This window comes from Tahibacter aquaticus (assembly GCF_004363655.1).
Lineage (GTDB): Bacteria > Pseudomonadota > Gammaproteobacteria > Xanthomonadales > Rhodanobacteraceae > Tahibacter > Tahibacter aquaticus.
Map to the genome: position 1 here is coordinate 67,171 of NZ_SNZH01000001.1, position 24,995 is coordinate 92,165.

Here is a 24,995-nt window from a genome sequence, read left to right on the forward strand (position 1 = left end):
TGCCCGGATTGCACGGCCAAGACCCGAGCATTGTTCCGATTCGACGAGCGGCCCTGCCGTTACCAGCCGGTGTATCGGACAGTACCGAACACGAACACCGCTGCCACGGCGACGCCATCCGGCGTCCACTGGGGGAGCAAGGCCATGAGCAGCAACAGCAAGAGCGCCATCGTCACCGGCGGGTTGCGCGGTATCGACGCCGCAACCCGCCACGGCGGCCTCGCCCGATCGGCACGGACTGTCGCCCGCCCCACCCCTTCTCTAGAATCACAAATATCTTTCTGCACTTAGATGCGACGGTGGACGCGGCAATCCTGGCCGAACAGGCCGGCGGTACGACCGCCGGCCTGGAGCAGGAAATCGGCCGCGATCAGCGATAACGCCGGCGCCGCATCGTGAACGCGATGCCGCACAGACCCGCCAGCAGAGCCAGCAGCGCGAAACGCCCCAGCGCCGGCACCGGTCGCACAGGCACTGGCGGGCCGCCGGTGATTACCGTGGATGCCGTCGCCGACACTGCCGACGCCGTCTGCGTGGAAGTGACGGTCACGGTGTTGACCAGCTGGCCTCCCGCGACGATATCGGCAGGGCCGACGGCGAAGCTGGTCGTATAGACCCAGGACTCGCCCAGATCGAGCTGGCTGTCGCCATCAGCATCGCCAGACACGTAGGTCAGCACGCCGGCGCTGCCGTCGGGCATCAGGTCGGCCAGGTTCAGCCCGGTCAGGGTCACGTTGCCGGTATTGGCGACGACGATGGTGTAGGGAATCGTCGTCGGCGCCGTGATGCTCAGCACCGGCGTGGTCTTGACCACGCTGAGCGCCGGCGCCTGGGCAATGGCCGTCGTGGCCGAGCTGGTGACCGGTGCCGGGATCTGCGCCGCGGTGACGCTGACCGTGTTGACCAGATTCAGGCCCGCATCGATGGCTGCCTGGCTCGCCGCATAGCTCGCGCTGTAGATCCAGGCTTCGCCCACATCGAGCACGCTGTTGCCGTTGCCATCGCCGGAATCCAGCACCAGGCTGCCGTTGCTGCCGTCGGGCAAGGTGTCGACGGGCGCGATCGCCGTCAGCGCGACGTTGCCGGTATTCGTCACCACGATGCGGTAGGCAATCGTGCCGGGCGCGGCGATGGACGTGGTCAGCGTGGTCTTGCTCACCGTCATGGCCGGACCCGAGGTGATGGTCGTGGTCGCACTGGCCGTGACCGGCGTCGGCGTCTGGGTCGAGGTGACCGACACCGTATTCACCAGCGGCGTGCCGGCGTTGATATCCGCCTGTGTCGCCGCATAGCTCGCGCTGTAGGTCCAGGTTTCGCCGACGTCGAGCGCGCTGTTCGCATTCGTATCACCCGATACGAAAGCGAGCGCGCCGGCACTGCCGTCGGGCATGGTGTCGAGCGGCACGATGTTGGTCAGCGCGACATTGCCCGTGTTGGTCACGACGATGCTGTAGACGATGCTGGTCGGCACGCCGATCGCGCTGGTCGGCGTGGTCTTGTTGACCGTCATCGCCGCGCCCTGGGCAATCGTCGTCGTGGCACTGGACGTGACCGGTGCCGGCGTCTGCGTCGAGGTGACCGACACCGTATTCACCAGCGGCGTGCCGGCGTTGATATCCGCCTGTGTCGCCGCATAGCTCGCGCTGTAGGTCCAGGTTTCGCCGACGTCGAGCGCGTTGTTCGCGTTGCTGTCGCCGGAAACCAGCGTGACCGTGCCGATGCTGCCGTCGGGCATGGTGTCGACAGGTACGACGTTGGTCAGCGACACATTGCCGGTATTGGCCACGACGATGCTGTAGCTGATCGTGCCCGGGGCGCTGATCGAGGTCGTCGGCGTGGTCTTCGCGACCGACAGGGCCGGACCGGCCGTGACCGTCGTCGTCGCGCTGGCCGTGACCGGTGCCGGCGTCTGTGCCGAAGTGACCGACACGGTGTTCACCAGCGGCTGGCCGGCGTTGATGTCGGCCTGGCTCGCGGCATAGCTGGTCGCATACGTCCAGGCTTCGCCCACATCGAGCACGCTGTTGCTGTTCACGTCGCCGGAAACCAGGGACAGCGTGGCAACGCTGCCGTTGGGCAAGGTATCGACCGGCGCAATCGCGCTGAGCGAAACGTTGCCGGTATTGGTCACGACGATGCTGTAGCCGATCGTACCCGGCGCACCGATCGCCGTCGTCGGCGTGGTCTTGGTCACCGTCATGGCCGGTGCACGCGTCACCGTCGTGGTGGCGCTGGCCGTGACTGGCGCGGGCGTCTGCGTGGAGGTGACCGATACGGTGTTGACCAGGCTGCTGCCCGCGTCGATGGCAACCTGGTTGACCGTATAGCTGGCGGTGTACGTCCAGACTTCGGCCACATCGAGGATGCCGTTGCTGTTCGTGTCGCCGGAGACCAGGGTCAAGCTCGCCGCCGTGCCGTTGGGCAAGGTATCGACGGGCGTCACGCCGGTCAGCGACACGTTGCCGGTGTTGCTCACGACGATGCTGTAGGCGATGACGCCCGGGGCGCCGATGCTGCTGGTCGGTGTGGTCTTGCTGACCGTCATGGCCGGCGTACGCACGATGCTGGTGCTGGCGCTGGAGGTGACCGGCGACAGTGTCTGCGTCGAGGTGACCGACACGGTATTCACCAGGGTCGTGCCCGCATCGATATTCGCCTGGGTCGCCGTGTAGCTCGCGCTGTAGGTCCAGGTTTCGCCAATATCGAGCTGGTTGTCGCCATCGCTGTCGCCGGAGACGAAAGTGACCGTGCCGGTGGAACCGTTCGGCAAGGTGTCGACAGGCGTGACCGCGCTCAGCGCGATATTGCCGGTATTCGTCACGACGATGCTGTAGTTGATCGTGCCTGGCGCGCCGATGCTCGTCGTCGGCGTCGATTTCAGCACGCTCATGGACGCGCCCTGGCTGATCGTCGTGGTCGCGCTGGCGGTGACCGGAGTCAGTGTTTGCGTGGAGGTGACCGACACGCGGTTGACCAGCGGCGTGCCGAGCTTGATGTCGGCCTGGGTCACGGCATAGCTCGCGCTGTAGGTCCAGGTTTCGCCGACATCGAGCTGGTTGTCGCCGTCGCTGTCGCCGGACACGAAGGTGACCGTACCGGTGGAACCATCGGGCATGGTGTCGACCAGGGCGAGCGCGGACAGCGCCACATTGCCGGTATTGGTCAGCACGATGCTGTAGCCGATCGTGCCGGGCGCAGCGATGGTGGTGATCGGCGTGGTCTTGCTGACCGACAGGGCCGGGCCGAGGGTGATGCTGGTCGTCGCGCTGCTGGTCACCGGCACCGGCGTCTGCGCCGAGGTGACCGAGACGTTGTTGACGAGCGCCGTACCAAGCTTGATATCGGCCTGGGTCGCGGCATAGCTCGCGCTGTAGGTCCAGGCTTCGCCCACGTCGAGCACGCTGTTCGCGTTGCCGTCTCCGGAAACAAGCGTCACTGTTCCATTTGTTCCATTGGGCAAAGTGTCTACGGGTGTCACGGCCGTGAGCGACACGTTGCCGGTATTGGTCACGACGATGCTGTAGTTGATCGTGACCGGTGCGCCGATGGTCGTCGTCGGCGTGGTCTTCGCCACCGTCATGGCCGGTGCGCGCGTGACCGTTGTCGTGGCGGAGCTGCTGACCGGCGTGGGAATCTGCGTCGTCGTGACGCTGACGTTGTTCACCAGCGCCGTGCCTGCATCGATATTCGCCTGGGTGACCGCGTAGCTCGCGCTATAGGTCCAGGTTTCGCCGACGTCGAGCACGTTGTTCGCATTGGTATCGCCGGACACCAGCGTGACTGTGCCTGCCGTGCCGTTGGGCAAGGTATCCAGCGGCGCGACGCCGCTCAGCGAGACATTGCCGGTATTCGCCACGACGATGGAATAGCTGATCATACCCGGCGCACTGACACTGGCGGTCGGGGTGGTCTTGCTCACCGTCATCGCCGGCGTGCGCACGATGGTCGTGGTGGCCGAACTGGTCACCGGCGTGGCGATCTGCGTCGTGGTCACGCTGACGTTGTTCACCAGGCTGGTGCCGGCATTGATATTCGCCTGGGTCGCTGCGTAGCTGGCGCTGTAGGTCCAGGACTCGCCGACATCGAGCTGGCCGTCGCCGTCGGCATCGCCGGAGACCAGGGTCAGCACGCCGTTGGCGCCGCTGGGCAAGGTGTCGATCGGCACGATGCCGCTCAGCGTGACGTTGCCGGTATTGGCCACGACGATGCTGTAGCTGATCGTGCCCGGCGCATTGATCGATGTCGTCGGCGTGGTCTTGTTCACCGTCATGGCCGGCGTACGCGTGACCGTGGTCATCGCGCTCGACGTGACCGGTGTCGGCGTCTGTGTCGAGGTGACCGACACGCTGTTGACCAGGTTGGCGCCCGCGTCGATGTCGGCCTGGGTTGCTGTATAGCTGGCCGAATAGGTCCAGGTTTCGCTGATATCCAGTGCGCCGTCGCCATCTGTGTCGCCGGATACCAGCGTGACCGTGCCGTTGCTGCCGCTGGGCAAGGTGTCGAGCGGCGTCACCGCGTTCAATGCGATATTGCCGGTATTGCGCACGACGATGCTGTAGCCGATGGTGCCCGGCGCGCTGATGGTCGTGGTCGGCGTGGTCTTCTGCACCGACATCGCCGGACCTTGCGAGATGGTCGTCGTGGCGCTGCTGCTGACCGGTGCCGGCGTCTGCGCCGAGGTGACCGAGACGGTGTTGACCAGCGCCGTGCCGAGCTTGATGTCGGCCTGGGTCGCGCTGTAGCTCGCGCTGTAGGTCCAGGTTTCGCCGACGTCGAGCGCGTTGTTGGCGTTCGTGTCGCCGGACACCAGGGTGACCGTGCCGTTCGTGCCGTTGGGCAAGGTGTCGACCGGCGTCACGCCGGTCAGGGTCACATTGCCGGTATTGCGCACCACGATGCTGTAACCGATCGTGCCGGGCGCGCTGATGTTGTTGGTCGGCGTGGTCTTGTTCACCGTCATGGCCGGCGTGCGCACGATCGTCGTCGTGGCCGAGCTGGTCACGGGCGTGGCGATCTGCGCCGTGGTCACGCTGACGTTGTTCACCAGCGCCGTACCGGCGTTGATATTCGCCTGGGTCGCGGCATAGCTCGCGCTGTAAGTCCAGCTTTCGCCGACATCGAGCACGTTGTTGGCGTTGGTATCGCCGGAAACCAGCGTGACCGTGCCGTTGGCACCGCCGGGCAAGGTGTCGACCGGCGTCACGCCGGTCAGCGACACGTTGCCGGTATTCGCCACCACGATGGAGTAATTGATCGTGCCGGGGGCGTTGATCGACGTGGTCGGCGTGGTCTTGTTCACCGTCATGGCCGGCGTGCGCACGATCGTGGTCGTGGCCGAACTCGTCACCGGCGTGGCGATCTGCGCCGTGGTCACGCTGACGTTGTTCACCAGGGCCGTGCCGGCGTTGATGTTCGCCTGGGTCGCGGCATAGCTCGCGCTGTAGGTCCAGGCTTCGCCGATGTCGAGCACGTTGTTGGCATTGGTATCGCCGGATACCAGAGTGACCGTGCCGTTCGCACCGCCGGGCAAGGTGTCGACCGGGGTCACACCGGTCAGCGCGACATTGCCGGTATTGGTCACGACGATGCTGTAGGTGATCGTGCCGGGCGCGCTGATGGTCGTCGTCGTGGTCGACTTGGCCACGGTCATGGCCGCGCTCTGCGTGATGGTCGTCGTGGCCGAGCTGGTCGCCGGCGAGGCGATCTGCGTGGTGGTGACGCTGACGTTGTTCACCAGCGCGGTGCCGGCGTTGATGTTCGCCTGGGTCGCGGTGTAGCTGGCGCTGTAGGTCCAGGTTTCGCCAACGTCGAGCTGGTTGTCGCCGTCGATATCGCCGGACACCAGGGTCAGTGTTCCATTTGTACCATTGGGCAAGGTGTCGACGGGCGTCACGCCGGTCAGGGTCACATTGCCGGTATTGCGCACGACGATGCTGTAGTTGATGACGCCGGGCGCGCTGATGCTGGTAGTCGGCGTGGTCTTGTTCACCGTCATGGCCGGCGTGCGCGTAATCGTCGTGCTGGCCGAACTGGTGACCGGCGTGGTGATCTGCGCCGTCGTCACACTGACGTTGTTCACCAGCGTGGTGCCGGCGTCGATATTCGCCTGGGTCGCTGCATAGCTCGCGCTGTAGGTCCAGGTCTCGCCCACGTCGAGCACGTTGTTCGTGTTGGTATCGCCGGAAACCAGCGTGACCGTGCCGGCGCCACCGCCGGGCAGGGTGTCGACCGGGGTCACGCCGGTCAGCGAGACATTGCCGGTATTCGCCACCACGATGGAGTAGTTGATCGTGCCGGGCGCATTGATCGACGTGGTCGGCGTGGTCTTGTTCACCGTCATGGCCGGCGTGCGCACGATCGTCGTCGTGGCCGAACTCGTCACCGGCGTGGCGATCTGCGCCGTCGTCACCGACACGTTGTTCACCAGCGCAGTGCCCGCGTCGATATTCGCCTGGGTCGCGTTGTAGCTGGTGCTATAGGTCCAGGCCTCGCCCGGGTCGAGCACGTTGTTGCCGTTGCCGTCGCCGGAAACCAGGGTGACGGTGCCTGCGCCGCCGCCGGGCAGCGTGTCATTCACCGCAACGCCGGTCAGTGGCGCAGCGCCGGTATTGGTCACGACGATGGTGTAGGGAATGCTGCCCGGTGCGCTGATCGAGGTCGCCGTGGTGTTCTTGGCGACCGTCATCGCGAGCAGGCTGTTGGTATAGGTGCAGGTGACCGTCTCGCCCGGGTCGAGATCGATCGAGGACAGGCGCGCGACCGGCGTCACTGTCGTGCCGCCGTCAGGATCGACACAGGACAGCGCGGTCAACGGCCAGTTCACCGGCGGCGCAGTCTGCGTCACCGTATACGCGCCGGCACTCAGGCCGCTGAAGGTACGCGTGTTCGGCAAGGTGGGATCGGCATCGTCGTCGAGGCTGAAACTGCTCAGGCCCGTGCCGGTGGTAGTGAAGGCGAAATCCTGCGCGTCGTTGGGAACCGCGTTTTCGACGATGACGATGGTGCCGGTCGGCACGGCGGTATTGGTGAAAGTACAGGTCACCGCCTGGGCACGGCCGTTGGCCGCGGCGCCGGTGACCGATACCGGCAAGGTGATATTGACGCTGGTGCCGGTGCCGATAGCGATCGTCGCGCCCGAGCCGTTCACGCAAGAATAGGTATTCGTATACACGCCGGTGGTCGCGGGCGTCGGTACTTCGGTAACCGTGGTGGTGATCGCTGTCGTGGTGATGTTCTGCGCCACGGTCAGGTCGGGCGCGCCCGAGGCACTGTTGTGATACAGCGTGCGGAAGCCGGTCGTGCCGTTGTGGCCTGCGGCGAGCGCGAACGCTGTGCCGCCGATGCCGAGGTCGAAGCGCCCCGTGTCCGATGTCGGGCTCAGTTGCTTGATTACCCGCACGGCCGGCTTGATCTCGATCATGTAGTCCTCGACCTCGCCGCTGTCGAGGCGGCCGGTCGGGTTCTGCACATTCACGGAGTCGTGGCTGGCACGCAGGCGCACGTAGCTGCGGCCGGCCGTGGTCGTGATGGGGACGGTCCAGTTCAATCCCGCCGAGGTGGCGCCGCTGCCGACAGCAGTACAGGTGCTTTCCGCCGCCTCGAACACGCCGTTGCGGTTGAAATCGATCCAGCCGCACACCGAGCCGGCGGCGGTCACGCCGCTGAGCGACGGCGTCAGGGTGTAGGTCTGGCCGATCAGGCCGGTGTGCAGCGTCGCCAGCGGCGTGGCCAGGCCGTCCTCGTCGGCACCGTCGCCGGCTGCGCCATTGTTGTCGGCGCCCGTAGCGACGGCGTTCGGGCTCGGCGTTGTCGGCGTCGCCTGCAGGTTGAACGTGTTCGTGTTTTCGGCGTCGACAGAAGCGCCCAGGCGGATGCCGTCGACGATATGGCTGGCCGCTTCCACCGCGTCGTAGCTGGCCGGCGCATCGCCGAAGTCCTCGTCGACCGTGGTCGTGACCATGTAGCCTTCGGCGCCGACGTCGTTGCCGATGGTCGCATTGAACACGTTGCGCGTGCCGGACATCGACACATTGAACGTGAGCGAAGACACCGTGCCGTTGATGCGCACGCTGCCACAGCCGGCCAGCTGGGTTGCCGGCGCGGCGATGGCGCTGCAATTGGTGCCGTTGTAGTTGGTGTTGATGAGGTCGAGCGAGGTGCCGCCGGCCAGGGTCTGCAGGTTCACCGCGCCAGGCAGCAAAGTCATGGTCGCGCCGGCAGGCACCGAGCTGGCGATGGTATGGACGGCACGCCCGGCGGTGATGGTGACCGTATCGCCGGTGATGCTGCGCACGCTGCCCAGGCCGACGAAATGCACGATGGGGTTGGTCACTGGCCGGCTGAAAGCGATCTGCAAGGTGCCGCGCGTGCAGGTCGTGCTCGTTGCGGCATTGCTGGCGAAGGAACAGCCTGCACCGTCGGCCTGTAGCTGGATACCCGTGGTCGCGGTCGGCACGTTCGGTGTGAACATGGCCGCCGTCGCACCGCCCAGCGTGGTCAGCGGGCCGTTGTTGGCAACGATCTGGTAGCTGGCGCCGGTGACGGTATACGTGGTCGTCAGCAGCGATGGATACGGCTTCGTCGAGGCACCGTTGACACCGATAGTTCCCGTCGCCGTCGCATTGTTGAGCTGTGCCGACCAGGCCGGCAGGGTGACGGCAATGCCGGCCACGACAAATCCATACGCAAGCCAGCGGCGCGCTGCCGTTTTCATCAACTGTTCCCCTGCGACCAACCCCGGAACAGGCACTTACAACACGCGCCCGTATAGATGCGCCGGAGTATCGACAATCGGGAAAGTGAATCGCAATAGGGAAAAACCAGGGTGTCTGGCGAAGCACCGGGCTGGAGCGAGCTGATCAGATTCGCCGCCAGGTACCAGCAAAAACTGGTTGCAGCGCGCGGGATAAGCAGCTGCTTCCAACAGGTCGATGAATGCGGGCATGGATCGGCCCGCAAGCCGAACCGGCCAATGCCGGCATCAGCACAAACTATTTAAATAGTTATTTTGTAAATATTGTTACATGAAATTGGGCAACGCCAGGGCGCTGACAGCTGCCGCCGGCAAGCCCTGCTCCGCCTGCAGGACGCCTCGGAGTCCAAAACAAAACCCCCGGTTTCCCGGGGGTTTTGTCATGAAATCGAGCCTATGGGCGCAGAGCGGCCGCTCAGAACGGAATATCGTCGTCGTCGAACCCGGTGTTCTGCACCGGCTGCGGTGCACTGCGCTGCGGCGCCGACTGGGGACCGCGTGCCGGGCCGCGTTCGCGGGCGGCGCCACCGCCACCGCCACCTTCGTAACCGCCGCCGCTGCGGGAACCGCCGCCACCGCCTTCGTAACCGCTGCTGCCGCCGCGGGAAGCACCGCCGTCACCCATCTCGCCACCACCGCCGGCGCGGCCGCCGAGCATCTGCATTTCTGCGGCGACGATGTCGGTGGAATAGCGCTTGACGCCGTCTTTCTCGTATTCCTCGGTGCGCAGCGAACCTTCCACATAGACCTGGCTGCCCTTCTTCAGGTACTCGCCGGCGATCTCGGCCAGGCGGCCGAAGAATTTCACCCGGTGCCATTCGGTCTTTTCTTTCTGTTCGCCAGTCTGCTTGTCTTTCCACGCCTCGGACGTGGCCACGCTGATCGTCGTCACGGCCATGCCGCCGGCGCTGTAGCGGGTTTCGGGATCTTTGCCGACATTGCCGACGAGGATGACTTTGTTGATGCCGCGTGCCATGGAATTGTCCTTATAACAAGTGGGCCCTCGGGGCCGACAGGGCGGGAAAGATACCACGCAGCCCGCGCCGCCTCGTCAGGCATCCGCCCCGCCAAGGGTCGGAATCGTCCGAAGCGCAAGCCACGGCGGTTGTGCGCAACGCGGCCGGAAAGGCAATCCCTCGTCGGTGAGTACCAACCACAAGGGCGCGAAATTACAGTAGGGAATCCCATGGACTGAGACGCTGACCGGATGCCGCCGCTCTCCCTCCGCTGCTGCGCACGCCTGTTCGCCGGCACGCTCGCCCTGGCCGGCGGCGCGGCGGCTAGGGCAGCGCCGCCGGCCCCGCTGCCGGGCCATGTGCCGGCGCGCAGCTACGGCCCGGCCCAGGGACTGCCCGATGTGAGCATCCGCGCCCTGCTGCAGGACCGTACGGGTTTTGTCTGGGTGGCGGCCGAGGAAGGCCTGTACCGCTACGACGCGCACCGCTTCGAGCGGTTCGGTGCCGACAGCGGCCTGGCGGCGGCACCGACGGCACTGCAGGAGGACGACGCAGGCGGTTTGTGGGTAGGCACGCGCGCCGGCCTGTATCGCCGCACTGGCGAGGGTTTCGCACGGGTGCAAGGCACGGCCGGGCTCGACGTCAGCGGACTGGCCAGTGCCGGCGACACGGTCTGGATTGCCAGCGGCAGCGGGCCGCTGCGTATCGCCGGCACGGGCGCAGCCGTGGCCTTGCCGGACTGGCCAGGCCAGGCGGCCACAGCCATTCTGCCCGGCGAGCAGGCCGGCACGGCCTGGGTTGCGCGCTGGGGCGAGCGTGCCGAAATGCGCTACTGGACCGGCACCGGCTGGCAGCCGGCCCAGCTGACGGCACAAGCCGCCGCCGCGCGTATCGATGCGCTGGCGCGCGACGGCCAGCAGCGTATCTGGGCGCGCCAGGGCACGGCGCTGCTGCTCGCCGCAAGGCCGGCGCAGGCACCAGTGCAGTTCGTCCGCGCGCAATTGCCGGCGTCGCTGGCGGGGCAGCTGAAATCGGCGCGCGGCTATCTGCTGCCAGGCCGGCGCGGCGACATCTGGGCGCCGGTGGACAACGGCCTGCTGCACCTGAGCGGCGACGTCTGGACTCACCGCGACGTATCCCACAGCCTGCCGGCCGCGTGGACGCGCAGCGTGCTGGAAGACCGCGAGGGCAATCTGTGGATAGGCGCGCGCGGCCTGCACCGCCTGCGCTACGACAGCCCGTTCCGCGCCTACGCCGGCCGCGAAGGCATCGACGGCAATGCTGCCTGGAGCCTGCTGCGCGACAGTCGCCAGCGCCTCTGGCTGGCCGGCAGCGGCCTGGCCGAGCTGGGCGTGGACGGGCGGCGCCCGCTCGCCGCCACGCAGGGTTACCATCTGCGCACAATTACCGAATGCAGCGACGGAACCTTGTATACCGCCGGCCTGCCCGGCGACGCGATACTTGCCCACGATCCGGCCAGCGGCACGGTGCAGCGCATTGCCCTGGACGCGCTGGCCTCGGCGCGCGTGCTGCGCCTGTTCTGCGACCGCAGCGGCACGCTATGGGCGGCGAGCGAAGACCAGGGCCTGCTGCGCAGCCCGGCGCCCGGGCGCGAAGCGTTTGTCCGGGTCGAGCTGCCCGGCGGCACACCGGGCGAATTCGTCGGCGACATCAGGCAGGACAATGCCGGCCGCCTCTGGGCCGCCGGCCGCCACGGCCTTGCGCTTTTCGATGCCGGCCGCTGGCAGCGCTTCGGCACCGGCGACGGCCTGCGCAGCGACCATGTCGCCTATCTCGCGCCCTTGCGCAGCGGCGCCATGCTGGTCGGTTATTTCGGCACCGAGGGCGTGGCACAGGCCAGCTACAGCGAAGGCCGCTTCACGCTGCAGCCGGTGCCGTTGCCAGCCGCCGCGGCCGCGAGCGGCATCTATCTGATCGGCGAAGACGCGCAGCAGCGCCTGTGGCTGGGCGGCAGCCGCGGACTGTACCGGCGGGACAGCCAGGGCTGGCGGCATTTCGGCAGCGCCGACGGCCTGGTCGGCGAGGACGTCAACAACATGGCCTTCCTGGCCGAGGCCAACGGCGATGTCTGGATAGGCACCAGTGCCGGCCTGGCGCGCCTGGACGGCGCGATGGACGCGGCCTCGCCGCGCCAGGCACTGCCGCCACCGGCCGTGGTGATCACCGGTTTCCGCCTCGGTGCCGAGCGGGCCGATCCCGACGCGGCGGCACTGGCCGTGCCCGCCGGCGTGCAGCGCGCGAGTTTTCGCTACGCAGCGCTGAACTATGCCGACGAGGAGCAGCGCGAATACCGCAGCCGCCTGCTCGGCCAGGATGCGCAATTCCGCCAGAGCAGCGCCAACGAACAGCACTACTTCGGACTGGCGCCAGGCGACTACCGCTTCGAAGTGGCCGCGCGCAGCCGCGACGGCGAATGGGGGCCGCTGCGCAGCGTGGCGTTCACCATTCCGCCGCCCTGGTGGCAGGCCGGCTGGCTGCGCGCCCTGGCGGCGCTGCTGCTGGCAGGCCTGGTGCTGCTGGGCGTGCGCTGGCGCCTGGCGCGGCTGCAGGCGCGCAATCGCGCGCTGGAGCAGCACATCGGCGCGCGCACCGAGGAATTGCGCGCCAGCAACGTCGCACTGCGCGCCGAGATAGACGAGCGCCTGGCGGCGGAACGCGCGCTGTCGGCGCTCAACGACGAGGAGCGCCGGCGCAAGGAGCGCTTTCACCTGATCACACGCATCGCCGCGCTGATTTCCGCCAACCTCGATGCGGACAGCCTGCTGCAGCACTCGGCCGACGCGATCCACGACGTGCTCGGCTATGCCAGCGTGGATATTCCGCTGCTCGATCCCGCCGACGCGTCGGCGCTGCTGGTCCGTGCGCGCGGCGGCCGGCACAGGCAGGCCGGCGCGCCAGCGCAACGGCTGTCACTGGATGCCGGCATCATGGGCGCGGCGGTGCGCGAACGGCGCGCACAATGCATCAACGACACTGACGCCGACGCACGCTGCCGGCAGGCACCGGGCAGCAGCGCCAATCGCGCGCAGCTGGCCATACCCATCCTGATCGGCGATACGCCGCTGGGCGTGCTCAACGTCGAAGGCGACCAGCCGTTCGACGACCTGGATACTGCCGGACTGGCCATCGTCGCCGACTACCTCGCCGTGGCGATCGAGAACGCACGCCTGTTCCGCCAGGCACGCGAGTCGGCCGTGCTGGCCGAACGCCGCCGCGTGGCGCACGACCTGCACGACAACATCATCCAGATCCTGTCGTCGATCAGCCTGCAGGCGCAGACGCTTGCACACATTTCCACAATACCGTCGGCCGATCCGATGCAGCGCGCCGTGCGCGTGGCCGAGCTGGCCCAGCTGGCGGTGCGGGAAATGCGCGCCTTGCTGCAGGAATTGCGTCCGGCCGAGCCCCACGCCGCCGCCAATGCCGCCCTGCCGCAAAGCACTTCGCTGCCCGACGCCGTGCAGCAGCTGTTGCGCCTGATGGTGCCGCCGGCCATCGTGGTCGAATTCGATTTCAGCCGCTATGTCGCGCAGCAGGCCGGGCACGAACAGGCGCTGCTGCGCATCGTGCAGGAAGCCGTATCAAATGCGGTGCGCCATGCACGCGCCTCGATACTGCGCGTCCTCGGCCAGGTCGATGCCGACACGGCCAGCGTGAGCGTGGCCGACAACGGCAAGGGCATGCCGGCACGGCAGCGGCGCAAAGGCCTGGGCCAGGAAAGCATGCGCGCCCGCGTCGCGGCACTGGGCGGCGGCCTGCACAGTGGCGCGGGCAGCGCCGGCGGCACTGTCGTGCAGGCTTGGCTGCCGCGCCACGATCGCTGACGCTGCGCGCGTTTTGCGGCCTGGCGGCGACCGCACGCCGCAACACGGCGGCAAGCCGCCGTATCGCCCCCTGTCCGACGACAGGGGCTGCACTACTTCCGATCATAGCTACCGGCCGCCCTGGCCCTGGGCGAACCTGCCCCCAGCGGTGCCGTCGCGCCGCCACTTGCGCAGGTATTTTCCCCATGTTGCGAACTACATTTTTTCTGCCGTTGCTGACAGTGGCCACGACCGCCCTGGCGCAGATGCCGCCGCCCGACACGACCTTGGTCGCCGGCCACAGCGTCGCCAAGGCCGGCGGCCGGCTCAGCGTGCGCGATGCGATCGTCGCCCGCGCCACAGCAGCCCCCGCCGACCGCAGCAAGACCGCTGCGCTACCCGCGCTGGCGCCGGCCTGGGCCGGCAGCGGCAGCGATCGACGCATCAACGCGCGCGCACTGGATTCGATCCAGACCATTGCCGGCACGCGCCCCTTCGTCAACACCAGCGTGGCCGAAGGCACCATCGCCAGCTTCCGTTCCCATCTGGTTTCCGCGCATAGCGCCTCGGGTGTGGAAATCGCCGTCGGCGACAACAGCGCGCTGTCGGTGATCCGCAACGACGGCCTGGCCTATTCCTATTCCAGCGACGGCGGCCGGCATTGGGACAGTGCCTACCTGCCGCCGCTGCCCGGCAGCAGCACCTCGCTGGGTTTCGGCAGCGTCGCGGCCGACCGCTTCGGCAATTTCTATATCGGCGGCATCGGCGTCTCGGCCGACAACCAGCTCACTGTCAGCGTGAACAAGTCGGCCGACGGCGGGCGCAACTTCGCTGCGGCCGTCGCGGTGGATGCGCAAGGCCAGGTCGACAAGGCCTGGCTGGCAACCGGGCCCAACCCGCGCTCGCCGCAGCACGACAATGTATACCTTGCCTGGGTGTCCTTCGACGCAGCCGGCGCCAGCGTGCTGCGCTTTGCCCGCTCCGGCGACGGCGGCCGCAGCTACAGCAGCCAGACCGTGTTCGCGCCGCCGCCGGATGCCGAGCCGGCCAATCCGCAGAACGTGGTGCAGTTCCCCATGATCGCCACCGACAGCGCCGACGGCCGCCTGTATATCGCCCTGCTGCAGTTCGGCTTCGTCGCGCAGGACTATCTGCGCATTTTCACCTCGGACGACGGCGGCGAAAGCTTCCGCGCGCTGGCCTTCAACGTGCCTGGCGCGCCGAATGCGCAGGTCTATCCGGTAACCCAGCCAGGCACCTTCAGCGAATGCGGTGCGGCGCGCCAGGATCTGCCCGACGGACAGGCCGCCTACTACCCGAACAACCTGCTGACCCTGCACAGCGGCGCCGACCTCGGCGGCTCGGCCAGCGGCCTGCCGCGCTTCCAGCACGCGACGCGGGTGAACCTGCAGCCGGTGCTGGCGGTGTCCAAGGGCAATCTGCACCTGGCCTGGTCGAATTCCACCAGCACCGTGTTCGGCGCCGCCGATGCGGGCGCGCGCATCCACTACCTGCGTTCGCGCAACAACGGCGCGAGCTGGAGCGCGCCGCTGGTCGTCGATCGCAGCGGCGCGGACAACGCACGCCAGGTGCTGCCGGCGATCGCACTGGGCCGCAGCAAGGCAGAGCTGGAGTCGCCGCTGCTGCCCGCGCCCGGCGATGTGCACATTGCCTACTCTGTACAAATGCCCGACGGCAGCCTGGTGCGGCGCCTGGCCCGCTCGACGGATCGCGGCGACAGCTTTGCGGCGCGCAATATCCGCCAGCTTTCGTCCGTGCCCTCGACCCTGGCGCCGAGCAATATCCCGCTGGCCGACGCGCGCAATGCCTATCGCACCACCCACTACAACCGCATGAAAGGCGCCTGCGTCTCCCTCGGCGACTATGCCGGCATCGCGGTCGACAACCACACCGTACATTCGGTCTGGGGCGACTCGGGCGAGACCCTGGTACAGCCGCTCAATCCGCTGGACCCGATCTCGGGCCAGCCGCATGCGCGGGAAAATGTCTACTACAGCGCCACGCCGGTCCGCTGAACACGCCCCGGCCCGGGCCTGCGCGTTGGCGCAGAAGCCGGGCTTGGCCACAATGCCGCCATGACCCCGCCCCTGCACCGCATCCTGCTCGTCGACGACCATGCCGTCGTGCGCGAGGGAATCCGTTCCCTGCTCGATACCGAGCCCGATCTGCACGTCGTCGGCGAAGTCGGCTCGGCCGAAGAAGCATTGGACTTCCTCGCCCACACACCGGTCGACCTTGCCACCTTCGACCTGCGCATGCCGGGCATGCCGGCCGAGGCCGCCGTACAGGCGCTGGGCCGGCGCCATCCGCAACTGCGTGTGCTGGTGCTGACCAGTTTCTTCGTCGATGCCGAAGTGCGTGCCGTGCTGGCCGCGGGCGCGGCCGGCTATGTGCTCAAGGACGCGCGGCGCGAGGAAATACTGACCGCCGTGCGCGCCGTGCTCGGCGGCAACAACTGGATACATCCGCCCCTGCAAGGCCGCGTGCTGCAGCTGCTGCGCCAGGACGTACCCGCAGCGGCAGCACTCACCCCGCGGGAACGCGACGTGCTGCAGTTGCTCGGCCGCGGCCTCAGCAACAAGCGCATCGCCCAGGCGCTGGGCCTGACCGAGGGCACGGTGAAAAGCTATCTGCGCCAGATCTTCCCCAAGATCAACGCCAACGACCGGCTGCAGGCCGCCCTGTATGCGCGCGGCCTCGGCGCGCCACCGGCCTGAAGCCGCAGGCGCGAGACGATCTGCCATCGGCCTGCAGATGCAGGACCGATCCGGCGGATCGCCGCCGATGCCGGCACTCGCGCGCGCATCGCTGCCTATGCGGCCAGATGCCGCGAATCGCCGCAGACGCAGGCCTGACGCGGCGAATCGCCGCAGCCGCGCCCGGCGCGGCCGTGCCGGCGTACCGTGGTGCCGGCCCGCTATAATCCGCTCAAATTTCGCCCGAGCCCCCCGTCCGATGCCCAGTGCCGCTGCGATTCCATCGCCCGTACTTCCCAACTTTGCCGCCGTGCAGGAACTGGCCCGGCCGGATATGCAGGCGGTGGACCAGCTGATCCGCTCACGCCTGGCTTCCGACGTGGTGCTGATCAACCAGGTATCGGCCCATATCATCGGCGGCGGCGGCAAGCGCCTGCGGCCGATGCTGCACCTGCTCGCGGCGCGTGCCGCCGGCTATGCCGGCAACGATCACGTGCAGCTGGCCGCCGTGATCGAATTCATCCACACCGCCACCTTGCTGCACGACGACGTGGTCGACGAATCCGACCTGCGCCGCGGACGCAAGACCGCCAACGCCATGTGGGGCAATGCGGCCAGCGTGCTGGTCGGCGACTTCCTCTATTCGCGCTCGTTCCAGCTGATGGTGGAACTGCAGCGCCCGCGCGTGATGCAGATCCTGGCCGATACCACCAATGCCATCGCCGAAGGCGAAGTGCTGCAGCTGCTGAATATCGGCAACCCGGACACCGACGAAACCGCCTATCTGCGCGTGATCGAACGCAAGACCGCGGTGCTGTTCGGCGCCGCCACGCGCCTGGGCGCCGTGCTGGCCGACCTGCCGCCCGCACAGGAAGAAGCGCTGTACCGCTACGGCATGGACCTGGGCTTCGCCTTCCAGATCGCCGACGACCTGCTCGACTACGTGTCCGATGCCGACACCCTGGGCAAGAACATCGGCGACGACATCGCCGAAGGCAAGCCGACCCTGCCACTGATCTACGCCATCGGGCGCGGCACGCCGGAACAGGCGCAGAGCCTGCGCCGGGCGATCGAGACCGGCGGGCTGGATTCGCTGGGCAATATCGTTGGCGCGATCCGCGATTCCGGCGCGCTGGAGCTGACCCGGGCCAAGGCCCTGGGCTATGCCGATTCGGCCCGCTCCAGCCTGGGGGAACTGCCGCCCTCGGCCGCCCGCGACGCGCTGGAAACGCTGGCCCGCTACGCGGTGGAGCGCTCGTACTGATGCGCGTATCGCTGCGTTGCACAGCCGGGCCGCGCGCATGATCCTGCCGCGCTATCGCGTTGCCGATTCGCTGATTCCGGGCGCCGGCAAAGGCCTGTTCGCCGACGAGTTCGTCGCGCGTGGACGCCTGATCACGGCACCGGACGCTATTCCACAGGTATACCGCTTCGAGGAAATCGAGCGCATGCCCGATGCGGCCCAGCTGCTGCCCGCTACCGTGCGCTGGTTCGAAGACCGCTATACGGTGACGCCGGAATGGCCGGACGAGTGCTACATCAACCACTCGTTCGAGCCCAGCGGCCTGTGGCACCTGGGCTTCGTATTCGCCCTGCACGACCTTGCGCCCGGCACGGAAATCACGGTCGACTACCGCCACCTGCTCGCGCCCGGCCAGAGCGAAGACTTCCCCGACGCCCGCACCGGCGGCGCCATCGTCGGCTACAGCTGGGAAGAAAGCCTGCGCACCTCCACGGCGCAGCTGCTGGCACTGACGGAGCGGCGCTGATGCGCATCCGCCGCCTGGACAGCAGCCACTACCGCCGCATGGTGTGGAAGAACGGCGGCGGCATCACTACCGAGATCGCCCGCAGCCCCGCCGCTGGCGACGATTTCGACTGGCGCATATCGATTGCGGAAATTGCGCAGGATGGTGATTTTTCCATCTTTCCCGATGTAGACCGAGAGCTGATGCTGCTCGACGGCGGCGGCATCGAGCTGCTGATCGGCAGCGAAGAGAACGTGATACTGGACACGCGCTACCGCAAGCACGCCTTCCCCGGCGAAGCACCGGTCAGCTGCCGCCTGCTCGACGGCCCTACGCGCGATTTCAACGTCATGGTGCGGCGCGGCCGCTGCCGCGCCGAACTGCTGGCGCGCACCATCGTCGGCCCGCAGCTGCTGTTTCCGGCGGTGGCGACGAACTGGCTGATCCATGTGGCCAGCGGCGAGGCCATCTGCAAGGACCGGCCCGACATTGCCGCGGCCGCGGCCGGCGATACCTTGCTGATCGAATTCGAGCAACGCGCAGCCCAGCCACTGGTGCTCAACGGCAGCGGCGAATGGGTGATGGTCAGGCTGGTCGATTCGGCTGCCGAGGCAGCGGCACTGGCCTGAGGCGCCGGCCGGCCGGTTCGCCCCCGCCAGGCACAGCCGGCTTTGTTTCGCTGCGCCGTTTTTCGCTACGCGGTGTTTCGCTGTGCCGTGTCATTGCACAACGGGCGGCGGTGCAGGATCACACTGCAGCGCCGCTCAGGCCTCGGCCCAGCGTCGCAGCAGGTTGTGGTAGACGCCGACCAGCTGCACCAGGGCCGGGTGTTCCGCGTGCTGCTGGGTCAGGCTCTGGATCGATACATCGAGGTCGAACAGCAGGCGGCGCTGGCCTTCGTCGCGCACCAGGCTTTGTATCCAGAAGAACGACGCCAGCCGCTCGCCGCGCGTGATCGCCGTGACCTGGTGCAGGCTGCTGGCCGGATACAGGATCAGATCGCCCGCAGGCAGCTTGACGCTGTGCGTGCCGAAGCTGTCCTCGATCACCAGCTCGCCACCGTCGTAGTCTTCCGGCGCATTGAGGAACAGCGTGGCCGAAAGGTCGGTGCGCAGAGCGCTGCGATCGTCGCCCGTGCGCGGATAGCGCACCGCATTGTCCACATGGAAACCGAACGACTGGCCGACGCGGTAGCAGTTGAACAGCGGCGGAAAGATGCGCTGCGGCAGCGCGCCGGCCATGAAGGTGGGATGGCGGCGCAGACGATCGACAACCAGCGCGCCGAGTTCGCGCGCGACGGCATGGTCGTCCGCCAGTTGCAGGTTCTGCTTGGCCTTGGCCGACTGGTAGCCGGCGGTGATGCGTCCATCCGACCACTCCGCCGCGGCAAGCATCTCGCGGCAGTGGGCGACTTCCTGGGCAGTCAGGACTTGGGCGACGTGTAGCAACATGGGCGTTGGGTTTGGATGGCGTGCGGGCGATGGTAAGCGGAATGGAAAGCGGCGGAGTTGATTCGGGTCAAGCGGTCGTGGTCCGGGGCTTGGCGCTGCCCGCGCAACCACACTCGCAGCGAACGCCATCCTCAAAAGGAAACGGCCAGGCTTGCGCCCGGCCGCTCCATCCCGAAAAACCGCCGCGTCCCTGCAGCGCGTAGCCACAACGGGTGTCAGAAGGAATACGTCGCCTGCAAGGTCACTTGGCGGCCTTCGCCCGGCGTTGCCCAGCCGCTGGCGGCGGTGCGGATGCGCACGTAGTACTCCTTGTCGAACAGGTTGTTCACGTTGAGCTGCAGGCGCAGATCGCGGTTCACGTTCCACGCGGCCATGGCGCGGTGGGTCCAGTAGTCGTCGGCCTTGGCCAGCGGGCCGTTGATATTGGCCGCGCTGTGCTGGTTCAGGTAGTACTCGCCCTGGTAGTTCATGCCGTAGCCGAACTGCCACTGGCCGACGTCGACGGTAGTCCAGACGTTGAACGAATGTTCCGGCACCACCACCAGTTCGTCGCCGCGGGTGTAGTCCAGTCCCTGGCCGGCCTGGCGATTGGACACGCCCTGCAGCACTTCGCTGTCGAGGTAGGTGTAGTTGGCGTATACCGCCCAATGCTTGGTGATGTTGCCGCTGGCGCCCAGCATCACACCATCGACGCGCGCTTCGCCGTCGAGCTGCTGTTCGCCGGCCGGGTTGTCCGGATTGCCCGGATCGGCGACGCGGTAGTTCTCGCGGTCGTTGCGGAAGATCGACGCGGTCAGCGACAGGCGCTGGTCGAGCAGATCCCACTTGGTGCCGATTTCGTAGTTGACCGCGGTTTCCGGATCGACGTTGCAGTTGTTCGTGCCGGTGGTGCTGCCCACCGTGCAGGAGCCGTTGACCGAAGCCTTGGACGGCGTCTTGGAATTGCCGTAGGCGATATAGATGCTGCCCGCCTCGACCGGCTTGAACACCAGGCCGGCGCGATAGGAAAACAGGTCGTCGGCGTTCTTGCTCGGCGCGCTCGCACCGGTGATCGTGCCGATGGGGCCGGCGGCGCCGGCTGCGGTGGAAACGGTATAGGCCGTGCTGCTGCCCTCGTTGTGTTCGTAACGCGCACCGAGGTTCAACTGCCACTGCTCGCTGAACTTCAAGGTATCGAATGCGTAAATTGCCGCATTGTCCTGTTCGCCATCGGTCTTGCTGGTCAGGGTGCGGTTGCGCGGGCCGGTGTAATAGGTATCCGGGTTGTACAGATCGGTAAATGGCAGATGATTCGGCGCCGCATACGGATTGCTGCCGTCGGCATTGCGGAATTCGCTACTGCCGACCAGCGCAAAACTTTCGTGCGACAGGGAAAAACCGCCGACCAGGGTGTGCTCGATTGCGCCAGTGCTGAACTTCGCGGTCAGGTCGGTCTGGTTGACCAGCATGCGGTTGGTGGTGTCGCGCACATTGCCGCGCGGACCAGAAGGCATATATGTGTTCGGCGGAACCACGATCTGGGTCGCACCGGTACCGATGGTGCAGCTGCCGCCGACCGGAGTCAGGTTGTTGGCCAGGCAGTACGTGCCTTGCGGCGGATCGACGATGAGCAGCTGATTCACTTCCTGCACGCGGGTGAAATTGCGCAGGCTGAGGTTGTCGCTGAAGGTGTGGCTCAACACGCCGGTGAAGGAATCGACTTCGATTTCCTGCATGTCCACATTGCGGTAGCCGTAGTACGTGCTCGGGTCCAGACCCGGCAGCGGCGTGCCGCTGTTACCGACAAAGAAATACGGCACGCCGTATTGCGGCGTGTTGTCGTCGTACTGGTGCAGGTAGCTCAGGGTAAAGGTGGTGTCGCTGCCCAGGCCGAAGGCGATGGACGGCGCGAAGCCCCAGCGCTTCATTTCTTCCACGTCGCGGCCCGGCACGTCGTTGCGGTGGCCCATCAGGTTGACGCGAACGGCGACGCTGTCGCTGATGCTCTGGTTGCTGTCCAGGGTTACGCGGCCGTAGCTGTCGGTACCGACGCCGACGCCGAGATTGGTGAAATTGCCTTCGCGCGCGGCCTTGGAAACCAGGTTGATGGTGCCGCCGACCGAGCCCGCACCGGAGTAGACCGAATTGGCACCGTTGACGACTTCGATCTGCTCCAGGTTGAAGGTGTCGGTGCGCGAGTACTGCGCGCTGTCGCGCACGCCGTCGACCTGGATGTCGTTGTTGGCAGAGAAACCGCGCAGGTTGATGCTGTCGCCGAAACCGCCGCCGCCTTCGCCCGCGCCGAAAGTGATGCCCGGCAAGGTGGACAGCACATCGCGCAGGGACAGCAGGTTCTGACCGGCCATCACTTCCTGCGGCACGACTTCGATGGACTGCGGTGTATCGCGCAGCGGTGCGGTGTACTTGGGCGAGGATGCCTGCTTGGTCGAAACACCCGTCACGTCGACGGCGTCGAGCTTGGTCTCGTTGGCGCGACCGCGGCGGCCGTCGGCGCCATCGGGCATGTCCGCGCTGCTCGCAGCAGCGGCGGCTTCGGTGGCAACGTCGGCGAAGGCATGCGGTGCTGCCGTTGCCAGCGCCAGGCCCAGGGCCGTGCTGAGCAGGCGCGGCGGCGTAGCCGCTGCGGAACGGATATACGAGGCATTCGACATGGTGTTTCCCTGAGTCGTAGTTAAGGCGAATTCGTGGACGACAGGCGCGATTTGTGGCGCCGAACGTTGCCGGGCATGGGCAAAGCAGTGATCCCCTGCGCGAGCTACGCGACCCCGAAGCGGCCCCTCAAGTGGGCCGCGGGCGCTGCCAACCATGAAATCTTAACAGTAAATAAGAATGATTCGCAACTCAGTTTTTAGTCGGATACGCGATAACAGGCGCAGCGGAAACGCTATCGGGCGTGCTGTGCCGCCTCTACTCAGGCGCCATCAATACACGTCGCGCCGGTAACGCCCCTGCTCGGCCAGCTGCTCCAGCACCTCGGCGCCCAGCGCCGCGCGCAACTGCGCATCGACGGCGGGCGCCATGCCCTGCAGGCTACCGCAGACGTAGATGCAGGCGCCGGCGGCAACCCACTCTGCCAGCGCGGCGGCGGCCTCGCCGACGCGCTGCTGCACGTAGATCTTTTCCGCCTGGTCGCGGGAGAAAACCAGGTCGACGCGTTCCAGCCAGCCGGATTCGCGCCAGCCTTCGATCTCGGCTTCGAAGAAATAGTCGCTGCGGCGATTGCGCTCGCCGAACAGCAGCCAGTTGCGCCGCTGGCCGGCGGCAATGCGCGCCTTGAGCAAGGCGCGCAGGCCGGCCAGCCCAGTGCCGTTGCCGATCAGGATCAGCGGGCACGGCCCTGCCGGCATGTGGAAATGACTATTTGTGCGCAAACGCAGATCGATGCCTGCTCCGTCCGCGGCCACAGCGGTGAGCCAGCCCGAGCCCAGGCCCAGGCTGCCGTCTTCGCTCCGCCATTGCCGTACCAGCAATTCCAGGCGGCCGTCGGCGGGAATCGAAGCGATGGAGTATTCGCGGTGCGGCAGCGGCTTGAGTTGCGCCGCCCACTGCGCCACGGAGCGCCCTTCGAGCTGCGCCGGCTGCGGCCATTGATGGCGTGCGAGGAACGCCGCCAGCGGTTCGCCGTCGGCGACGACGGCGTTGCCGTCCAGGCCTTGCCGCTGCAGCCACTGGCGTACCGCCTCGGCACTGTGGCGCGGACCGATTTCGGCAACGTCGCCGGCCTGCCAGGCCAGTTCGGTGCCGTCCTCCGGCACCAGGGCCAGATGAAAACACGCGCCGCCGGCGCTGCCGGGATTGAGCTGCGCGCGGGCCTGCAGACGCCAGCGCGCATAGTGCGGTGTCGACCAGTCGGCCTGGTCGCTACGCCCGGCCAGCACGCCGACCTGGTGCTGCCAATGGCGCAGCGCGCCCGGCTCGGCATTGTCCACTTCGATACGATCGAACAGCGACTGGGCGCCCTGGTGGCGCAGCCACGCATCCAGGCGGCGGCCAAAGCCGCAGAACTGCGCATAGCTGCTGTCGCCCAGCGCCAGCACGGCATAGCGCAGCGAGGCCAATGCCTGGTCCTTGCCGAGTACGCGCCGGGCAAAGCCGGCGGCCATGTCGGGCGGATCGCCTTCGCCATAGGTGCTGACCACGAACAGCGCCTGGCTGCTGTCGCGCAGCACCTGGGCGTCGACCCGGTTGATCGCGAGCAGGCGTACGCCGCCGCCGGCTTCGCTCAAGGCGGCGGCGGTGCGCCGGGCCAGGTCTTCGGCCATGCCGGTCTGGCTGGCGTAGGCAACCAGGATCGCGTCGCTGCCGGTTGCGGCAAACGCCGGCGCGCGCTGGCGCCGGCGCTGCCGCCAATGAATCATTGTGCAGAAAGCAACATATGCCACCACTGCCGCAGCAGCCGCAAGCCAGCGCTGCAGTCCCGGATCGGTCCAGGCCAGCTCGCGCGACTGCAACCCGGCCGCCAGCCAGGCCAGGGCAGCCAACAGCAGCAGCACGCCGGCATTTCCCAGCCGCGCAGGCCAGTCGGGTGGCGACGGCGATTCGCTCATGCGTAGCGGAAGCGCGCGAACGCCGCCGATTCCACCGTCGCCAGCCCCTGCCCCACCCGGCTGACGAAATGCGCGGCAATATCGTGGCGCTGGGCGAAGGCCAGGCCGGCTTCGGCGCCGAGCACGCTGAACGCAGTCGCATAGGCGTCGGCCAGCATGGTTTCCGCATGCAGCACGCTGACCGCCGCCAGTCCATGACTGACCGGCTGGGCGGTACGCGGATCGATGGTGTGGGAATAGCGCCGGCCGGCACTGTCGAAATAGCGCAGGTAGTCGCCCGAGGTGGCGATGGCGCCGTCGCGCAGCACGCCGACCAGGGGCAGGCCGTGCTCCTGCTGCGGCGATTCGATAGCCACAAACCAGGGCTGGCCGTCGCCGCGGCGGCCGCAGGCGCGCAGTTCGCCGCCCACTTCGACCAGGTAGTCGTGCACGCCGAGCGAGCGCAGCGTCGCACAGACCTGGTCGACCGCATAACCTTTGGCAATTGCAGAAAGATCAAGAAATATACCGCCAGGCTGCCATACCGCAAGCCGGCCGGCATCGACACGCAGGCGCTGCCAGCCGCAGTCGGCGCGGGCGCGGTCTATCGCGGCAGCCTCGGGCGGTGCGCTGCGCTGGCCGTCGGGTCCAAAGCCCCACAGATTGACCAGGCGGCCGACGGTCGGGTCGTAGGCACCGTCGGTTTCCCGGGCGACGGCCAGCGCCGTGGCGACGACATGGAAACACTGCGCCGGCAGTTCGACCCAGCTTTCGGCCGCGGCGGTGTTGTAGCGGCTCAGGTCCGAATCGCTGCGCCAGGTGCTCATCTGGCGGTCGACGCCGTCCAGCGCCGCGGCAATGGCCTGGGGCACGCGCACCGTGTCGAAGCCGCCATAGGCGCAGGCCTTGACCGACCAGCTCGTGCCCATGCTCAGGCCGGACCAGGCCTTCACCGGCCACTGCAGCAGGCGTCGCGGCAGCAGCCGGCGCGCGAAGGCTGACGCGCTCATGCGCACGCTGC

Annotated in this window: 12 protein-coding genes; 6 read left to right on the top strand and 6 right to left on the bottom strand. The window is 67.3% G+C overall.

Annotated features, from left to right (window positions below; translation table 11 throughout):
• Positions 1–370: 370 nt before the first annotated feature.
• The gene (locus DFR29_RS00255) at positions 371–8,713 is read right to left on the bottom strand and encodes a beta strand repeat-containing protein (protein WP_133816549.1); all 8,343 of its coding nucleotides are present in this window, start codon (positions 8,711–8,713) and stop codon (positions 371–373) included.
• Between the two features lie 454 nt (positions 8,714–9,167).
• Positions 9,168–9,728, bottom strand: a complete 561-nt coding sequence (gene ssb, locus DFR29_RS00260) for a single-stranded DNA-binding protein (protein ID WP_133816550.1) — start codon at positions 9,726–9,728, stop codon at positions 9,168–9,170.
• Positions 9,729–9,959: 231 nt separating this feature from the next.
• Between ssb and DFR29_RS00265 the strand changes: the two genes are divergently transcribed.
• The 6 genes from DFR29_RS00265 to DFR29_RS00290 all read left to right on the top strand — a co-directional run bounded on the left by DFR29_RS00265 (position 9,960) and on the right by DFR29_RS00290 (position 18,626).
• Positions 9,960–13,553, top strand: a complete 3,594-nt coding sequence (locus DFR29_RS00265; RefSeq protein WP_133816551.1) for a GAF domain-containing protein — start codon at positions 9,960–9,962, stop codon at positions 13,551–13,553.
• A 185-nt stretch (positions 13,554–13,738) separates the two neighbouring features.
• Positions 13,739–15,568, top strand: coding sequence for a sialidase family protein (locus DFR29_RS00270; RefSeq protein WP_133816552.1), 1,830 nt, complete (start codon positions 13,739–13,741; stop codon positions 15,566–15,568).
• 60 nt (positions 15,569–15,628) lie between these two features.
• The gene (locus tag DFR29_RS00275) at positions 15,629–16,270 is read left to right on the top strand and encodes a response regulator (RefSeq protein WP_133816553.1); all 642 of its coding nucleotides are present in this window, start codon (positions 15,629–15,631) and stop codon (positions 16,268–16,270) included.
• A gap of 238 nt (positions 16,271–16,508) precedes the next feature.
• Entirely contained in the window at positions 16,509–17,513 is a 1,005-nt protein-coding gene (locus tag DFR29_RS00280) for a polyprenyl synthetase family protein (RefSeq protein ID WP_243745916.1), read from the top strand.
• 37 nt (positions 17,514–17,550) lie between these two features.
• Positions 17,551–18,018: an SET domain-containing protein-lysine N-methyltransferase gene (locus tag DFR29_RS00285; protein WP_133816554.1), complete on the top strand. Its 468-nt coding sequence runs from the start codon at positions 17,551–17,553 to the stop codon at positions 18,016–18,018.
• On the top strand, positions 18,018–18,626 hold the full coding sequence (locus DFR29_RS00290) for a HutD/Ves family protein (RefSeq protein ID WP_133816555.1): 609 nt from the start codon (positions 18,018–18,020) through the stop codon (positions 18,624–18,626). The genes DFR29_RS00285 and DFR29_RS00290 overlap by 1 nt, the downstream gene beginning before the upstream one ends.
• Positions 18,627–18,761: 135 nt before the next feature.
• On the opposite strand, the gene DFR29_RS00295 is transcribed toward DFR29_RS00290, so the two are convergent.
• The 4 genes from DFR29_RS00295 to DFR29_RS00310 all read right to left on the bottom strand — a co-directional run bounded on the left by DFR29_RS00295 (position 18,762) and on the right by DFR29_RS00310 (position 24,984).
• Positions 18,762–19,448 (bottom strand): Fe2+-dependent dioxygenase, encoded by a 687-nt coding sequence (locus DFR29_RS00295; RefSeq protein ID WP_133816556.1) that lies wholly within the window; start codon positions 19,446–19,448, stop codon positions 18,762–18,764.
• Between the two features lie 215 nt (positions 19,449–19,663).
• Positions 19,664–22,099: a TonB-dependent receptor gene (locus DFR29_RS00300; protein WP_133816557.1), complete on the bottom strand. Its 2,436-nt coding sequence runs from the start codon at positions 22,097–22,099 to the stop codon at positions 19,664–19,666.
• Positions 22,100–22,369: 270 nt separating this feature from the next.
• Positions 22,370–23,995: a sulfite reductase subunit alpha gene (locus tag DFR29_RS00305; protein WP_133816558.1), complete on the bottom strand. Its 1,626-nt coding sequence runs from the start codon at positions 23,993–23,995 to the stop codon at positions 22,370–22,372.
• Positions 23,992–24,984, bottom strand: coding sequence for an FAD:protein FMN transferase (locus tag DFR29_RS00310; RefSeq protein WP_133816559.1), 993 nt, complete (start codon positions 24,982–24,984; stop codon positions 23,992–23,994). Before DFR29_RS00310 ends, DFR29_RS00305 begins: the two co-directional genes overlap by 4 nt.
• Between the last annotated feature and the right edge of the window lie 11 nt (positions 24,985–24,995).

Excerpts from the sequence above, each read along its gene's own strand:
- DFR29_RS00275 (WP_133816553.1), top strand. The coding sequence starts at position 15,629 with ATGACCCCGCCCCTGCACCGCATCCTGCTCGTCGACGACCATGCCGTC.
- DFR29_RS00255 (WP_133816549.1), bottom strand. The coding sequence starts at position 8,713 with ATGAAAACGGCAGCGCGCCGCTGGCTTGCGTATGGATTTGTCGTGGCC.
- DFR29_RS00300 (WP_133816557.1), bottom strand. The coding sequence starts at position 22,099 with ATGTCGAATGCCTCGTATATCCGTTCCGCAGCGGCTACGCCGCCGCGC.
- DFR29_RS00270 (WP_133816552.1), top strand. The coding sequence starts at position 13,739 with ATGTTGCGAACTACATTTTTTCTGCCGTTGCTGACAGTGGCCACGACC.
- DFR29_RS00305 (WP_133816558.1), bottom strand. The coding sequence starts at position 23,995 with ATGAGCGAATCGCCGTCGCCACCCGACTGGCCTGCGCGGCTGGGAAAT.
- DFR29_RS00290 (WP_133816555.1), top strand. The coding sequence starts at position 18,018 with ATGCGCATCCGCCGCCTGGACAGCAGCCACTACCGCCGCATGGTGTGG.
- DFR29_RS00265 (WP_133816551.1), top strand. The coding sequence starts at position 9,960 with ATGCCGCCGCTCTCCCTCCGCTGCTGCGCACGCCTGTTCGCCGGCACG.
- DFR29_RS00285 (WP_133816554.1), top strand. The coding sequence starts at position 17,551 with ATGATCCTGCCGCGCTATCGCGTTGCCGATTCGCTGATTCCGGGCGCC.
- DFR29_RS00310 (WP_133816559.1), bottom strand. The coding sequence starts at position 24,984 with ATGAGCGCGTCAGCCTTCGCGCGCCGGCTGCTGCCGCGACGCCTGCTG.
- DFR29_RS00295 (WP_133816556.1), bottom strand. The coding sequence starts at position 19,448 with ATGTTGCTACACGTCGCCCAAGTCCTGACTGCCCAGGAAGTCGCCCAC.
- DFR29_RS00280 (WP_243745916.1), top strand. The coding sequence starts at position 16,509 with ATGCCCAGTGCCGCTGCGATTCCATCGCCCGTACTTCCCAACTTTGCC.
- ssb (WP_133816550.1), bottom strand. The coding sequence starts at position 9,728 with ATGGCACGCGGCATCAACAAAGTCATCCTCGTCGGCAATGTCGGCAAA.